16 protein-coding genes are annotated in these 15,011 nt (G+C 36.6%); 4 read left to right on the top strand and 12 right to left on the bottom strand.

Annotated elements, in window-relative coordinates; translation table 11 throughout:
• Positions 1–34 precede the first annotated feature (34 nt).
• A complete protein-coding gene (locus RGT18_RS00405) occupies positions 35–499 on the bottom strand; it encodes a cupin domain-containing protein (RefSeq protein WP_051241018.1) in 465 nt (154 codons plus the stop codon).
• A 169-nt stretch (positions 500–668) separates the two neighbouring features.
• Between RGT18_RS00405 and RGT18_RS00400 the strand changes: the two genes are divergently transcribed.
• Positions 669–1,445, top strand: a complete 777-nt coding sequence (locus RGT18_RS00400) for a threonine/serine exporter family protein (RefSeq protein WP_245580932.1) — start codon at positions 669–671, stop codon at positions 1,443–1,445.
• Positions 1,439–1,870 carry a threonine/serine exporter family protein gene (locus tag RGT18_RS00395; RefSeq protein ID WP_028078398.1) on the top strand — a complete coding sequence of 144 codons (432 nt, stop codon included), beginning with the start codon at positions 1,439–1,441 and terminating at the stop codon, positions 1,868–1,870. Before RGT18_RS00400 ends, RGT18_RS00395 begins: the two co-directional genes overlap by 7 nt.
• A gap of 53 nt (positions 1,871–1,923) precedes the next feature.
• On the opposite strand, the gene RGT18_RS00390 is transcribed toward RGT18_RS00395, so the two are convergent.
• From RGT18_RS00390 to RGT18_RS00380, 3 genes are all read right to left on the bottom strand, one after another.
• Positions 1,924–2,130: a DUF4339 domain-containing protein gene (locus tag RGT18_RS00390; protein WP_006525750.1), complete on the bottom strand. Its 207-nt coding sequence runs from the start codon at positions 2,128–2,130 to the stop codon at positions 1,924–1,926.
• A gap of 15 nt (positions 2,131–2,145) precedes the next feature.
• Complete coding sequence (locus RGT18_RS00385; protein WP_028078399.1) at positions 2,146–4,221, bottom strand: helix-turn-helix domain-containing protein; 2,076 nt, start codon at positions 4,219–4,221, stop codon at positions 2,146–2,148.
• A 159-nt stretch (positions 4,222–4,380) separates the two neighbouring features.
• On the bottom strand, positions 4,381–5,817 hold the full coding sequence (locus tag RGT18_RS00380; protein ID WP_028078400.1) for an FAD-dependent oxidoreductase: 1,437 nt from the start codon (positions 5,815–5,817) through the stop codon (positions 4,381–4,383).
• 107 nt (positions 5,818–5,924) lie between these two features.
• Between RGT18_RS00380 and RGT18_RS00375 the strand changes: the two genes are divergently transcribed.
• Both RGT18_RS00375 and RGT18_RS00370 read left to right on the top strand, forming a co-directional pair.
• The gene (locus RGT18_RS00375; protein WP_028078401.1) at positions 5,925–6,797 is read left to right on the top strand and encodes a LysR family transcriptional regulator; all 873 of its coding nucleotides are present in this window, start codon (positions 5,925–5,927) and stop codon (positions 6,795–6,797) included.
• A 2-nt stretch (positions 6,798–6,799) separates the two neighbouring features.
• Positions 6,800–7,456, top strand: a complete 657-nt coding sequence (locus RGT18_RS00370) for a YoaK family protein (protein WP_037404079.1) — start codon at positions 6,800–6,802, stop codon at positions 7,454–7,456.
• A 35-nt stretch (positions 7,457–7,491) separates the two neighbouring features.
• On the opposite strand, the gene RGT18_RS00365 is transcribed toward RGT18_RS00370, so the two are convergent.
• From RGT18_RS00365 to RGT18_RS00330, 8 genes are all read right to left on the bottom strand, one after another.
• A complete protein-coding gene (locus tag RGT18_RS00365; protein WP_028078403.1) occupies positions 7,492–9,075 on the bottom strand; it encodes an alpha-amylase family glycosyl hydrolase in 1,584 nt (527 codons plus the stop codon).
• A 100-nt stretch (positions 9,076–9,175) separates the two neighbouring features.
• Positions 9,176–9,619, bottom strand: a complete 444-nt coding sequence (locus tag RGT18_RS00360; protein WP_028078404.1) for a DUF3021 domain-containing protein — start codon at positions 9,617–9,619, stop codon at positions 9,176–9,178.
• Positions 9,620–9,630: 11 nt separating this feature from the next.
• Positions 9,631–10,065, bottom strand: a complete 435-nt coding sequence (locus RGT18_RS00355) for a LytTR family DNA-binding domain-containing protein (RefSeq protein WP_028078405.1) — start codon at positions 10,063–10,065, stop codon at positions 9,631–9,633.
• A 214-nt stretch (positions 10,066–10,279) separates the two neighbouring features.
• A complete protein-coding gene (locus RGT18_RS00350) occupies positions 10,280–10,921 on the bottom strand; it encodes a DJ-1/PfpI family protein (RefSeq protein WP_028078406.1) in 642 nt (213 codons plus the stop codon).
• Between the two features lie 283 nt (positions 10,922–11,204).
• On the bottom strand, positions 11,205–12,224 hold the full coding sequence (gene gap / locus RGT18_RS00345; RefSeq protein WP_006525730.1) for a type I glyceraldehyde-3-phosphate dehydrogenase: 1,020 nt from the start codon (positions 12,222–12,224) through the stop codon (positions 11,205–11,207).
• 328 nt (positions 12,225–12,552) lie between these two features.
• Positions 12,553–13,050 (bottom strand): hypothetical protein, encoded by a 498-nt coding sequence (locus tag RGT18_RS00340; RefSeq protein WP_028078407.1) that lies wholly within the window; start codon positions 13,048–13,050, stop codon positions 12,553–12,555.
• 217 nt (positions 13,051–13,267) lie between these two features.
• Positions 13,268–14,743 carry an IS1182 family transposase gene (locus tag RGT18_RS00335; protein WP_028078919.1) on the bottom strand — a complete coding sequence of 492 codons (1,476 nt, stop codon included), beginning with the start codon at positions 14,741–14,743 and terminating at the stop codon, positions 13,268–13,270.
• Entirely contained in the window at positions 14,740–14,934 is a 195-nt protein-coding gene (locus RGT18_RS00330; RefSeq protein WP_028078414.1) for a hypothetical protein, read from the bottom strand. Before RGT18_RS00330 ends, RGT18_RS00335 begins: the two co-directional genes overlap by 4 nt.
• Positions 14,935–15,011: the final 77 nt, after the last annotated feature.

Below are 15,011 nucleotides of genomic sequence, written 5' to 3'. Positions count from 1 at the left end.
GGGGTTCACTTCACAGTGAGACATTTTATCTTTCTTATAAAGTTAATAGTAAAGCCATCTTGAACTTTTCTGTTGCAGTTACTGCGTGTAATCCACCCTTTGCAAAACAGAACTGTTCACCTGCATGAATTTCATGTGCTACACCTTCATAAATAATTGTAGCACTACCATCTAAGGCAAATACTAACGCTTCTCCTGGAGCTGCGTGTTCAGATAAGCCTGTTCCTGCATCGAATGCCATCACAACAAACTTCATCTTTTCGTTGTGTGCAACATCCATGTTTACAATCTTACCATCTTGGTATGGTACTAAATCCTTTAATCCAAATACTTCACCTGGTTTTATTGCGTTATTCATCATACTATTTTCTCCTATCATGATTTCCGTATAAATAGTTCCTTGATCTGTTTTGATTCCTACTGGAATATTGGTTTTCACAATGATTGCTCCACCGACATTAACTATTTTCTCATCGTCATTTGTCAGCTTGTTACCCATGGGTTATCCTGTGCTATCGAGTAAACTAAACCTACTTTTTCTTTCATTTCATCACCCTGTTTTACTATAGCATTGTTCTACCGATAAACATGAAATTACTATCTCTAAGCTTTCACTTGTCATCGATCAAAATATAAATATATACTAGTATCCAAACAGGGAGAAAATGATGAACTCACATTTAGAAATGGAACAGGTATTAAATTACCTGGCAAAACTAGCCCAAGCATTACTTGCCAATGGTTCAACCCTTGAACATGTAGAATATGCCATTGAAAAGAATGCTGAAGCGTATCAGTTAACTGAACTCAGTACCGTTATGACGCATCAATACGTTAGTATATGTTTCCGCGGTACGGATGGAAATACATACACAAAACAATTAGATATTTCTGGAATATCAATCAATCTAGAAAACTTACGTGTTTTAAATAACATTATGCATCAGGTAGCCAACCACCCAATTCCTACTGAACAGTTACAGAATATACTAGACCAAGTTGAAAACACAAAGAAGTATAAGCTCATAACAACTGTGTTATGTCAGGTATTAGCGATTACCAGCGTATGCTTTATTCTCGGTGGTAAGCCTAGTGATATGATTGCGACTGCACTTGTATCATTCTGCTTATTCTGGATCAATCGTGCTCTTTCAAGACTACGTACAGATAAGATTATCAACAATATCGTTAGTATGTTCTTGGGTACGGTTCTATCCTTCTTGTTAGTTAAAGTAGGATTGATTGCAGATACACAGTGGACTTTGATTTCTATCAGTTTACTCATGATCCCAGGTATCCCTCTCGTCAATGCATTCCGCAACTTAATTTGTGGACATGAGTTTAACGGTATTTTACAACTATTAAATGTATTCTTAGAGAGTGCATCTCTAGCAGCTGGTATGTACTTCGCCGTTATCCTAATGGGAGGTGCAGGCGCATGGTAAATACTATTTTAGTTTTACTATTATCCTTTACTGCTTCATTAGGCTTCAGCGTAACGTTCGGTATTCACGGAAAAGACAAGTTATTGTATGCAGGTCTTGGTGGATTCTTGGTACGTCTTGTAAATGTTACACTCTCCAGTTTTGTGCAGAATCATTTTGTGATTACTTTGATTTCTGCGCTTGCGGCTTCACTCTATGGAGAATTTATGTCACGTAAGCTTCAAGTTCCTTCTGCTTACTTTATCTATCCATCCATTATTCCACTTATTCCTGGAGACATGTTCCACTACATGGTTGCATCTATCGTAACAGGTAATATCAGACTAGCAGAAATACAGGCATTTGATTGTGGGTTATCTCTTGTGGCACTTAGTCTTGGTACAATCATCGGAACAACTACACTTCATAACATTCGCAGAAAATAATGCATGTATAAAAGAATGTATTTATAGGCTTCCCTACAAATACATTCTTTTCTTTATATTTCTACTGTTGTATCTGAAGCTGGTAAATAGATTGCATAGATTGAATTTGATATTTCCAACCAATTCTTCAAATCAGGCATCCAGATATAGTCATCCTTGCAAAGAATTTCTTGTTTGATGAACTGCACTAATTCAGCATCTGTAAATGGGCCAAATTTTTCTGTGCTACCTCGTTTTGTGTAATACCAAAGTCTGTCCATGTATTTCTCCTTGCCTTAATTTGCCTGTAATCTGACCGTTACTTCTGTTGTCTGACCATTCATAACTTCTGCTGTAGTCTGCTCATCTGCTAGTTTGAATCCACCTGGAATATCACTAGGTTTGATGATGTTTTGAGCATAGTATGAACCAACATTTAATTCATATGTCTTAGAACCAGCACTACTACCATCCGGTTTTTCAAAATTGATCTTGATTTTACCTTTGCTGATAGTATACTTCATCTTTGCCTTCGTTGGTACACTTTCTGTGTATGCAGGATTAGATGATAGAGCTGTAATACTAATCTCATGTTCGGAACCTTCCGCAAATGAGATACCATCAATTGTAATAGATGTTCCTTCTACATTTGATGCCGCAACTGTTCCATCGATTGAGATGTTATACTTATCCGCATTCTCTACTGGTGACCATGCAAAGTGCCATGCATTCTGCAAGCCGGTCGCAGTAATATCTGTTGGTGAGTTGAGCTGTACTGTCTTTGCATTGTAGGCAAAGTTAATAGAAGTCTTCTCACTTGTCTTATATTTATCTTCCTTCTTAGAATGTGCTGTGATTGTTACAACATATGTCTCTCCATCCTTTAAGGATGAGGATGCGATACTATCACTATTGGAAATAATATTCTTATGTTCTGTAATTGGATTCGTATTAACTGTTAATTCATAGTAATCCGCATTTTCAACCGGATCCCAAGCGATATTTACATTCGCTGTTGTGACTGTAAATGTAATATTCTTCACTTGTGATAGTTGCTTTGCGTCTGTCTTGAATGAATTTTCATATTGGCTACTGGAGTTATCACCATAACCATACATCTTACCAGAACGGTTGAAGGCAACGAGTGTATCATCATACGCTGCGATGTATTTCACATCTGTCCAAGCTCCAACAGCTTCCTTTAAATCTTTATCATCCGAAACAACACTAACTGTGCCATCTTCATGCACACCAACCACATAGTTTTTACCAACTGCGATTGATGAAATCTTAGTCCAGCTAGACACATCACTTGTACTGCTCCCCTTTAGGGATACAGCAGATACACTGCCATCTTTCTTTAATACAAGTACTTGTGATTCTCCAACAGCTAACTTCTTCGCATCGCTAATCGAACTGAAGTTTGCAGAGTTACCAGATACTTTCACCTGTCCATTTATAATCGCAAATGTGGCATCATCACCAGCGTAAATACTATCTACATCTGACCAATCACTTACCTGACATGCAAGCTCGCTACCTGCACAAACAACCTTACCATCATTTGTTAAACCAACAGTGTGGTCTTTACCAGCAGCGATAGCCTTAATATTCTTCCACTTCGCAACTTCCTCATTCTTATCAGTTGTTACGACTGTACCATCCTTCTTGAGGCCAACCGCATGACTTCCATAAGCACTTACCTGTACAACATCCTGAAATTCATTCTTATATTGGAAATCACCATAGACTTCTAAAGAGTTATTCTTGTTGATAAATAATGTATATGTATCACCTTCCGCAATGCGGTTTAATTCAGAAGTTTCTACCGTAAAGCCTGACTTACCACCTGTTGTAAAACGAAGAATAATTGCAATAACTACCACTACCGCAACTAAGCATCCTGCCATAATCGCATAAGAAATCTTCTTGCGCTTCTTTTGGCTGACCTCTTTCTTAGGTTCCTTTGGTTCTGCAACCTTTGCGGCTGTCTTAATTTTACCTGCATCCATTGCACGTGTACTACCCAAGTCGTTCTTAACAGAATTCACTCTCTGCGTATGGACTGTATCAGCCTTAACAGTTTCATCTGGCTTTTGTTCTGTTGTTGGTTGTTGAGGCTGTGGCTGTACTTGTGGCACTACCTTTACCTCAGGTAATTCAATTACCTTTCGATTATCAATAAATGATTCAACCGGAACACCAAACAATACTGATAACTTACGAATATTTGATATTGATGGGATACTGTTGCCATTTTCCCAGTTCATATAATCGGTAAATTTCACATTGATTTTTGTTGCGACATCACCCTGTGAAAGACCGTAATGCTTTCGAAGAAGTGTTAATTTTTCTGGAAATTTATTTAGCATTCGTATTGACCTCCTGCCTTTCTATTTTAATGGTTACAAGTATAGTTTTCAATATACTCTGACCAAAGGGTTAGTGAATGCTAAACCAATGTTATAATTTTGAATCATTTACGTAAAAAAACTACTAAGCTATATCTTCTATGTTTAGTAATTTTTAGATTATTTAGATACTTCTGTTCCAGCAATTCTTCCGAATGTAAAGGAATCTCCTAAACCAGATCCATCAACACGGAATGTTCCATGGAATCCACCGGTCACTTCACCAGCCGCGTATAATCCGCTGATAACTGTTCCATCTTCTTTCAATACTTCTGTATTTGCGTTAATTAAGATACCACCCATGAAGTAATGTGCACCTACACCGAATTGATATCCATATAATTTGCCTTCAATAGGATTTAAATTCTTATCCCTACCAAATTCATCATCCTTACCATCTGCGATATCTTGATTAAATGCATTCACTGTTTCTTTTAGAGCATCTTTATCAAGGCCAAGATTTTCTGCAAGTTCCTCAACCGTATCACCCTCTTTGATGAATCCTGCTTGTACGATTGAACGTAAAGTATCGTTAAGATTCTTCTCAGTGAAGATGCAGTATACGACACCATCCTTTTGTGCAAGAACATCATCAACTGCTTCAAATCTTTCGGCTGTAAAACGCTTTGCGGAAGAATTTACATAGATTGCATCTGGCACAAATCCACCAGGTAGATTCATCGGTGTAACAAGACCATAGCCTGCAATAACATGTAGGAATGTTTGAATAGCGTCGAGATTTACTGTTGCGGCACCTAGTTTTTGTGCCATTAGTAGACCTTCACCTGTTGTAGGTGCAATCTCATCTGTAATTGCATTCGCAAGTCTATGATTTACTTTTCCAACTAGTTCGCGATTTTGCCCAAAACCTCCAGTTGCTAGAACAACCTTGCTTGCATGGTATTCAACTTCTTTTCCATCTTTATCTTTAGCGACTACGCCGTCTACTTTTCCATCTTTTGTAAGAATGTCATATACATCCATATTCTTATAAAGTGTAAGATTGTCTGTCTTTTCTAATTGCTTGCTTAAGGTAGATAACATTGTAATAGAGGTTGGTTCATCACCTGCCGCCTTCAACATATAGTAGTTTGCTGTTTGATTACGTTGATCATGTTGGATGTCCACTTCAAATTGAACACCTAAACCAGAAATCCAATCAATTACTTCTCCACTATGATTTACAAACGCATCAACCAGTTCCTCTTTGGCATCCACATTGTTCATCTGTAACTCTTTTAATCCTTGTTTGGTGCCATTTGCTTGATATTCTGCGTTTTCTAATTGAGCTTTTGCATCAGCTGCATTAATGCCATTTACAGCACAGAATGTATTACCACCAACTTTATTACTCTTCTCTAAAAGAATAACCTTTGTGCCATTTTCAGCTGCAGTAATCGCAGCAGTCATACCTGCTGCACCAGCGCCAACAATGATTACATCTGCTGTTGTTTCATATGTTGTTTCTGTGGCAGATGTGGATTGTTGCTTTGCTGTATTTGCATTACATCCAATCAAACAGCTGACTGCCAAAAGAACTGCTACTTGTTTTTTCATATTTTCCCTCACATTTTTAAATACACTTTGATTTTAAGTCACTTGTTTTTGAGAGGGAATTATCTTAATATTACCGTATTGGTAACGAAAGGTTACCGGAGGCTACTATGAATGACGAACGGTTAAAAATCTTAATAACCGTTGCGGATAACGGCAGTTTCTCAAAGGCAGAACATACATATTACATGTCTAAACAGGCTATGATGAAACATATCAATAGTTTAGAAAATGAAGTTGGTTTCAAATTACTTCAACGCACCGTAACTGGCGTAAAACTAACAGACGCTGGAAAGATATTTTATGAGGGCGCAAAACACTTGTTGAATGAGCAAGATAAAATTCTTGAAGCCTGTAACAAACTTACCCATAGTGAATGTATTCGTATTGGTTCCGTTGAACACCAAGTAGTTCTTGATCCAGTAAACGATTTATTTACAAAACGTTATCCCGAAATCAAACTCCAAAAGGTTGTTCATCCAAATCATTCCGGTGAATATCGTGTAAGTAGTGGTATCATTGATGTTGGAGAATCATTCTTCTCCTTCGACCAACAGAATGCATTATATTGCTTTGATGAATTATTCCGTACTCCTTTTAAAGTTGCGATGTCTTTCAATCATCCTTTATCAAACAAGGATACAATCAATTTATCAGACTTATGTGAATATCAGCTCTATTACTTTCATCAGATGGTACCCGCTGACTACATCCAAAAGTTAAAGGATACTTTTATTCAACATCCAGAAAACCTATTAAAACGTAGCGATGTGGATAATCAAATTCATATAGCGTATCAAATTAGTAATACAAGTCAATTATTATTAACAGCGAACCCATTTATCGATCGAGTACCAAATCTCAAAGTAATTCAACTAAATACAGATTGGATACGCATTTACGGTATTATTTATCGTAAACATCCATCATCAGCAGTCCAAAAATATATTGAGACTGCTAAAGAATACTATCGAGGATTATAACTATGAAAGAACAACAAATGTCAGATGCATTCATTACTTCTGCCTTTCTTGCTTTTAGCGGAGGATTACAAGATGCCTATACTTTTAATACCAGAAACCATGTATTCGCAAACGCACAAACCGGTAATCTAGTCTTAATGACACAGAACTTGATGGAAGGAAATGTAGCACATAGCCTAAACTATCTATTACCTATCTTCGCTTTTATCGTTGGTGTATTTATTGCTGAACAACTGCAAGGTCGCCTGAAAGAAAAGAAATCCCTTCACTGGAGACAATTTATCGTACTTATCGAGATTATCACATTATTACTTGTTGGTTTTATTCCGGGTAGTCTCAACAACATCGCAAATATGCTTGTATCATTCTCCTGTGCCTTACAAGTACAATCCTTCCGCAAGGTAAATGGAAACACATACGCTAGTACCATGTGTATCGGTAATATTAAGAGCGCTACCGCAAGACTTTCCGCTTTCTTTCGAACAAAGAATAAAACATACCTTCACCAATCCATGCATTACTTTGGTATTATTGTAATCTTCGCAATTGGCGCAGGCCTTGGTGGTGTGATATCCAAACAGTTGGGTTATCCAACCATTTGGATTTCTTGTGCAATCCTATTGATTCCGCTCATTCTAATGCATGAACGTAAAGCCTAAATATACAAACAACCGCAGCTTATGCTGCGGCTATTTTAATTTCTAAAGCTCTTTACCCAGTTGACCAACGAATCATAATAAACGTTATTTGCGACATCCCGTTTCATTTGTTCTGTCACTGGGCCATTCTTCGCAAGCTTCTCTAATACACATGCTTGTAGTTCTTCAATACTCATCTCTTCATAGGATTTACTATGATTAACGGTTACCTGCTTGATTATTTCCTCTTTTACTTCAGCTTGTTTGGTTTCCAAAATCTTAACTTCCTTTTTCTTAGCAACTGTTTCATCATAGTTTCGAATCCAGATTTGCCCTGAACATGCACGCAGATAAACATTTAGATTTCCATTCACATTCTGAACTTCTCCACTCAGCACTTCTGTATAAGTTCCATTCGCTGGAATCTCTAGTGATGAATCCGCTTCATCATTATTCACTACAACGATAGCTTGTGTTATTTCATTTGTACGTAAGAAAGCATACTGGCGATTTGTCAGTCGTAGTTCTTGATAAATACCATCTGCGAATACAGGATTCTTCTGTCGAATTTCACCAAGTCTTGCGATGATATTGGTACAGCCATTCTCATTGACCGCATTTTTATAGTCTTCTAAATGAATAGCAGGGCGTAAAACTGCATCAGAATGTTTCTCTTTTCTTCCTTCAATGCCAAACTCACTTCCATAATAAATAGAAGGAATACCCGGTAGTGTATACATCAAAATATGTAATGGCACAAACTCTTGTTTGTTATGGAGTCTTGTATAAATTCTTTCTACATCGTGATTATCCGCAAAGTTATAAAGATGATGGGGTAGATTCCCCTTATCTAATAGATGACGCACTGTGTGTGCAATCTCAAAGTAGTTATGTTCATTGTGCCCAGAATACAGTGCCTTATATAGTTGATAGTTTGTAACAGAATGCAACATATCATCATTTACCCAGCGACTATAGTCGCCATGAATCACTTCCCCCATTAACCAGAAGTCAGGCTTGATTTCATTCGCCAGCATACGTAGCTCATGCATAAAACCAAAGTCTAATACGTCCGCCGCGTCTAGTCGAATACCATCCACGTCAAACTCACTTACCCAATACTTCACCACATCCAACAGGTATTGTCTCACTGCAGGGTTATGCTGGTTAAGTTTTACTAGTAAGTTATATCCACCCCAGTTATCATAGGAGAAGCCATCATTGTATTCATTATTCCCCTGGAAATTTACATTACAATACCAATCTCTATACTGAGAGCCTTCACGATTCTGTTGAATATCCTTAAACGCAAAGAAATCTCTTCCCGTATGATTAAATACACCGTCAAAAATCACATGGATACCATGATAATGACAATCTTGTATAAACTTCTTTAAATCCTCATTATCACCAAGTCTAGAATCTAACTTATAGTAATCCGTTGTTTCATATCCATGTCCAACCGATTCAAATAACGGTCCAATATATAGCGCATTACAGCCAATTTCTTTGATATGTTTGATCCAAGGGCCTAATTGATTCAAACGATGTTCTGTAATTTGATAATCATTATTTTTCGGTGCATCTGTTAATCCTAATGGATAAATATGATAAAACACCGCATTCTCATACCACTTCATAAAAATCTCCTTTAAAGTACCTTACCATCATAATATGTAATTGATAATTTATCACCCTAATCAAAAAAGATTAATGGCCTACCTCAAGTAGACCATTATGTTATGCATGATTATTAATTTTTGAGATGCGTTGATTCATCTGTTTAACAAGCTTCTTTTGTTGTAGATAGAATAGAAACCAAATTCCAAATGCGAAGGCAAGCTCTCCTAAGATACTCGCAATGATCAGTAGTGGTCCACGATGCATAGGAATCCAACCTACGAGATAAGCAGTAACTGTCATAACAATGCAACCAATACCCATATGGATGATTGTCTGTGTAAAAAGAGATAACCTCTCATTATTATAAACTACTGCAGGTGCCCCAAAGCCAAATCCAATTACCACGGTTGCGATAGCCATCTTAGAAAATGCATAATTTGTCATTTGAATATTTCCATGGAAGATACTATCAATAATAACTCCAGTCAGAATAAACATCATAGCAGCAATACCCATTGATACGAATATGTTAAATAGTAGTGTGTGTTTCTTTGTTTTCATGTGTAACCTCCTTAGATTCCTAGATATCTTTTTAAATCAGGTAAATACTTTCGTGATACATAATCAGAAGAGCCATTCTTTAACTTTAGTAATAATGTCCCACTAAAGCCTGTTTCTATACTTTTTATACAAGAAAGATTAATAACCGTCTGTTTAGAGATTTGCATGAAGCCAGTCCCGATCTGGTTCAGAATCTCATACAAACGTCTTCGGTAATAATACCTCTCGTTTTCTGTATAGATAACAGTATCTCCACCCTCCACACGTATCATATATATCTCTTCCGCTTTCAAAACTATCATCTGATTTTCGCGCTGCACTATCAGTGGTATATCGTTAGAGTCGAGTAAATCAATAACTCTTTGTACCTCATCCGTAAGCACATCCGCATAAATCGTTACATGTGGAGGAGAGAACTCTTTTGATAGTTCTACATTCACTTTCATCTTTGATTCTCCTTTCGGTATCTTTTCTACTGTGATATTACCGCAAGTATTTCATACTGTCTCGCCGTTTTCGCTAAGATGCGTATTTTGTGATGTAAGCTACACATATTCAATATCTAAAAAGAAGAAGTAAAAAATCACAGCTCATAAGAAGTGTGATTTAACTGCTTTACTATGACAAATAGAAATGATCAATCTGAAATTAATAATACTCTTAAGCAATGAATTCTTTAAATGCCTTTTTAAATTCTAGTAAATCTTCTTCCGTAAGATGATGAATATAATCATTAACGTCGTCCGAATCCATATAACCACTTAGTATTTTATCCGGACAATCATAACCAAGCTTTCTAGCAACATGTACTGCGAACTCATTAAACGCACCGCCTACAGCTGTGATGATATTGTCATCTTCAACTGCTGATTGCGGCAAAAAATTCTCTTCTTCAACGAAATTAAACAATTCCATCATTTCAGCATATAACGAAGCGGTATATTTTTTATTTTTCAATAAACCTGCTTGCGCTAAGAATACTGGACCAGCACAAATTGCACCAATAATAAAAGTATTATCATTTACGAATAATTCTAAAAACTCCTTGATTTTTTTATTTCGTATAGGCTGCGTTAAATTACTGCATCCAGGAAGAATTAAACAATCATAATTCTCTTTACAAAATTCAGAACACACTTTTACAGGCTGCACTATAATTCCTTCTTCACTCCTAACAGGACACAGGTCTGTATATATAACATCAGTAAAAGTATCAAAAGCCCATCGAAAGAAATACATCAAGTTTGTTACTTCTTGTAAACTAAAATCAGGATATACTAATAGTGCAATACGTTTTTTCATTTACTGTTCCTCCATAATTTTAGTAAATCAAATCTGATTCACATTATGTCAATATTCTCATATTTTAGTATTCAATCAAGTTAAATATCCATTCTTATAACCAGCATATTTTATATAATCTCCACTTTCTCAGATTAATATCTCAGATTAATATTTTGAAACTCTTTCTTTCTAATTTTTTATATAAGAAAAACCGCATTCTACCAGTTAGGTGCGCACCATGCTTGTAACATCAAAAAATCACACCTCATAAGAAGTGTGATTTTTAGATTGCTTAAGTTAATTACTTAACGTTAGCGAAGTACTTGATTGTACGAACCATCTGAGAAGTATATGAGTTCTCATTATCATACCAAGAAACTGTCTGTACCTGGTATGTGTCGTCATCAATCTTAGCTACCATTGTCTGTGTAGCGTCGAAGATAGAACCATGTGTTTCATCAACGATGTCAGAAGAAACGATTTCTTCTTCATTGTAGCCGAAGCTTTCAGAAGCAGCAGCCTTCATTGCAGCGTTGATAGAATCAACAGTTACATCCTTACCCTTAACTACAGAGATTAAGAGTGTTGTTGAACCTGTAGGAACAGGAACACGCTGAGCAGCACCGATTAACTTACCGTTTAACTCAGGAATTACAAGACCGATAGCCTTAGCAGCACCTGTTGAGTTAGGAACGATATTGCAAGCACCAGCACGGGAACGACGTAAGTTACCCTTACGCTGTGGTCCATCCAAAATCATCTGATCACCTGTGTAAGCATGAACTGTTGTCATGATACCAGATTGGATTGGATATAAATCATTTAATGCTTTAGCCATTGGAGCTAAGCAGTTTGTTGTACATGAAGCAGCAGAAATAATCTTGTCTTCAGCTGTTAGAACATGTTCGTTTACACCGTAAACTACTGTTGGTAAGTCACTTCCTGCAGGAGCAGAGATAACAACCTTCTTAGCACCAGCTTTGATGTGTGCTTCAGACTTAGCTTTGCTTGTGTAGAAGCCTGTGCATTCTAGAACTACATCGATGTCTAATTGACCCCAAGGTAGGTTGCTAGCATCAGCTTCCTTATAAATTGTAATTTCCTTACCGTCTACAGTGATTGTTCCCTTTTCATCATCTGCAGAGATTTCATGATCCCACTTACCGTGTGTTGTATCATGCTTTAACAAGTAAGCTAGCATGTGAGGTGTTGTTAAGTCGTTGATTGCAACAACTTCATAACCTTCAGCTACAAACATTTGTCTAAAAGCTAGACGGCCAATACGGCCAAAACCGTTAATAGCAACTCTTACATCTGTCATATTGTCTTTCAAAGACCTCCTTTTGTTGCACTTATATTATATGTTTTTATATGTTTTCGGTCAATTAAGAGCATTTAAATGTAAGCGCTATTGCTATGATTTTCACTAAAAATTCTTCTAACTTTTTGTATAAATGCGCATCATGTGAATTTAATGACTTTTTATACTAATTTTTTAATGGTCCTTTAATAACTTTTCAAGAATCTCTTGAATTTCCGATGTACTATCCGCAATTGTTTCTTGGTTTTCATAAACGATAAGTCCCATAAGTTTATAGCCATACCAATCGTCACTAGTCAGATAAAAATTCAGTGCTTTATCTCCCTCGTCAGATAACTTCTGTACCGTTACGATTCTCCCCCCCTATGGTGTACTCTTCTCTTTCCGAATCGACAGGATGTAAATTTGTAAATTGATGCGGCAGATTTTCCTTCGTGACATACAATCGAAAGGTATATCCCTTCTTATTTCGATATGAATTTACAATATATTCAAAACATTTCCCAATATACTGCTTATGTGCAAAATAATTTCTTTGAACATAGATGTTTGTAATTTGTAGGTTCTCTATACCACAATCCCATGGTGGTTCACCAGTTTTACAACCTAATACATCATCATAATCAAATCGCAAATGATATTCGTTTGACGTCTCTTCCTTTAGTTCTTTGATTTCATCCTGATTGATAGAATTGATGTTTCTTTCATTAAAGAATTCTGGTCGACCTAGAATCCTTGGCAGAAGATATGGAATGATACGTATGGCAAGTATGATGACTACGATATAGATTGCAAGGCGAAGAAAGTTGTAATGATATTTTTCCATAACAATCACCTCAATGATATCCATTTCATTCGTGCTTTTAGCTATTATATAGCACGAAAAAAGAAGGATATACGAGACTGTTGAAAAAGTATCAGTCATAAACGAGATTTAATCAAATTGTTTACAAATCAGAATGAAAACAGGTATATTCACAAATTTCAGAAAAAAATTGAGGTATATACCTGTTTTTGTTTGGTTTTTATCAATATATTTTTGCTTATCTATCTTTTTTCAGCTTCAATATTCTTTTTAAATTCACCACAAAAATGGTGACACCTGCCTGAAGCATCATCCCGTTCATTCCTGCATATATAGTATGTGCATATCCATGTTCTTTTTTCAGCTCAGCATTTTTAGCTTCTATTTTGTAACGTTCACCAGCCAGTTCCTGATAATATTCTGTCTGTTGCTTATCCTGATGGTCCTGATGAATTTTACTCATCTTTACTGTGATGTTATATGTTTTGCTTTTCTGATTTTCTTTATATCCACATTTCTCTCTCAGCGGGCATTGAATACATTTTTTTACATCGAAAAAGTAGGATTCACGCTGTGGCTTATTTGGATCTTTCACACCAGTTTTAGATTTATGAATTGCCATATGTCCTGCTGGGCATACATACATTTTTGCGTCTTTATTGTAGCTGAATTCTCCGTCAAGGGCGTTTTTTCTGTTCCCGGATGATACTGTTTTGCTTAGCTTCGATACAAGGTTGATTTCATTTTCATTTGCATACTCTATATTTTCCTTTTCAGAATATGCTCCATCTCCGACAATATTGTCAACATCTATTCCGTTAGCTTCCGTCTTGTCTACTAAAGATGCAAGTTCCTTTCCATCGTGCTTCTCTCCAGAAGTGACAGCAGCAGCTGTAATAATTCTTTCTGGAGTCATTGCGATATGTGTCTTATACCCAAAGAATTCTGTGTCTGCAGTTTTGTGCCCCGTCTTGGCATCACTGTCCTTAGAGTAGGTCAGCTCTTCATTTACATCATCCAGCGTTTCACGGAGAAGATTCATATTTTCCTGTATGTACTTATATGCCTTTAAACTGTTATCACCATCAACCAACTTATATACTTTTTCGCAGTAATCAACTACTTCTTCATACAGCCCGATTCTGTTGTTGTCCGGTTTCTTAGGCATCTGTTTCACATATTCTTCATTTACGCTGTATACTTTCTTTCTGAGATTTTTACAAACTTCAAGAAGGTATTCTCGTGCACTTTTTGTTCCATATCTGGCTTCTGTATGCGTGGAATCAACAATAATTGTTTTAGACAGTTTGATTCCGTTCTCCATCGCTATCTGTACGCTCTTTGAAATCAGGGCATCTATGACGGATTCATCTTTCAGGCGCAGTTTTCTGAACTTGGTAAGACTTGAAAATTCAATTACATCTTCTTCGGGTGCAAGACCAAGAAAATATTTGAATGCCATGTCTGTACGGGCTCTTTCTACAACATCTCTGTCAGAAAGCTCATACATTCGCTTAAGCATAAGATATTTGAACATGACCTGTGGCCTGTAGCCTGGTCTGCCGTTGCTGGAAGTATATGTGTGTTTCAGAAGATCGTCTACAAAGCTGAAATCCACGAGCTCATTCAGCTGCCGGAGCTCGTGATCTTTTGGAATGATCATGCCGTAAAGATCGATATAGGGACTGAGAATCATACCTTCCTGCTTGATCATAAGTTATTCTCGCTGCGATTCATTTCATTTCTCAGTGCTTTTTTTATGATCTCAGATTTAGATGTTTTGGATTTGTCCAGCCATGAAACAATATCTTTATCCTTATCAAGATTAAACCATACAGTTACTCTTGTCATCTTGCTTTTCTGGTAATCCATATCATATTTGGCTTTGTCATTTTTAGATCTCATAGTCCTTACCTCACAGCTATATTATAGCATAACTAGCCGCTAGTTTGAAGTATTTAAATGAAAACCTCACTGTTTTT

It is taken from the genome of Solobacterium moorei (assembly GCF_036323475.1).
In the GTDB taxonomy this organism is placed as follows: domain Bacteria; phylum Bacillota_I; class Bacilli_A; order Erysipelotrichales; family Erysipelotrichaceae; genus Bulleidia; species Bulleidia moorei.
The sequence above is the reverse complement of the archived record's forward strand: the minus strand, read 5'-3'. Positions and strand labels throughout refer to the sequence as shown.

Bases quoted from the DNA above. Each gene is read 5' to 3' on its own strand.
- RGT18_RS00340 (WP_028078407.1), bottom strand. From the start codon at position 13,050: ATGGAAAAATATCATTACAACTTTCTTCGCCTTGCAATCTATATCGTA.
- gap (WP_006525730.1), bottom strand. From the start codon at position 12,224: ATGACAGATGTAAGAGTTGCTATTAACGGTTTTGGCCGTATTGGCCGT.
- RGT18_RS00375 (WP_028078401.1), top strand. From the start codon at position 5,925: ATGAATGACGAACGGTTAAAAATCTTAATAACCGTTGCGGATAACGGC.
- RGT18_RS00330 (WP_028078414.1), bottom strand. From the start codon at position 14,934: ATGAGATCTAAAAATGACAAAGCCAAATATGATATGGATTACCAGAAA.
- RGT18_RS00350 (WP_028078406.1), bottom strand. From the start codon at position 10,921: ATGAAAAAACGTATTGCACTATTAGTATATCCTGATTTTAGTTTACAA.
- RGT18_RS00355 (WP_028078405.1), bottom strand. From the start codon at position 10,065: ATGAAAGTGAATGTAGAACTATCAAAAGAGTTCTCTCCTCCACATGTA.
- RGT18_RS00370 (WP_037404079.1), top strand. From the start codon at position 6,800: ATGAAAGAACAACAAATGTCAGATGCATTCATTACTTCTGCCTTTCTT.
- RGT18_RS00390 (WP_006525750.1), bottom strand. From the start codon at position 2,130: ATGGACAGACTTTGGTATTACACAAAACGAGGTAGCACAGAAAAATTT.
- RGT18_RS00360 (WP_028078404.1), bottom strand. From the start codon at position 9,619: ATGAAAACAAAGAAACACACACTACTATTTAACATATTCGTATCAATG.
- RGT18_RS00385 (WP_028078399.1), bottom strand. From the start codon at position 4,221: ATGCTAAATAAATTTCCAGAAAAATTAACACTTCTTCGAAAGCATTAC.
- RGT18_RS00405 (WP_051241018.1), bottom strand. From the start codon at position 499: ATGGGTAACAAGCTGACAAATGACGATGAGAAAATAGTTAATGTCGGT.
- RGT18_RS00380 (WP_028078400.1), bottom strand. From the start codon at position 5,817: ATGAAAAAACAAGTAGCAGTTCTTTTGGCAGTCAGCTGTTTGATTGGA.
- RGT18_RS00400 (WP_245580932.1), top strand. From the start codon at position 669: ATGAACTCACATTTAGAAATGGAACAGGTATTAAATTACCTGGCAAAA.
- RGT18_RS00395 (WP_028078398.1), top strand. From the start codon at position 1,439: ATGGTAAATACTATTTTAGTTTTACTATTATCCTTTACTGCTTCATTA.
- RGT18_RS00365 (WP_028078403.1), bottom strand. From the start codon at position 9,075: ATGAAGTGGTATGAGAATGCGGTGTTTTATCATATTTATCCATTAGGA.
- RGT18_RS00335 (WP_028078919.1), bottom strand. From the start codon at position 14,743: ATGATCAAGCAGGAAGGTATGATTCTCAGTCCCTATATCGATCTTTAC.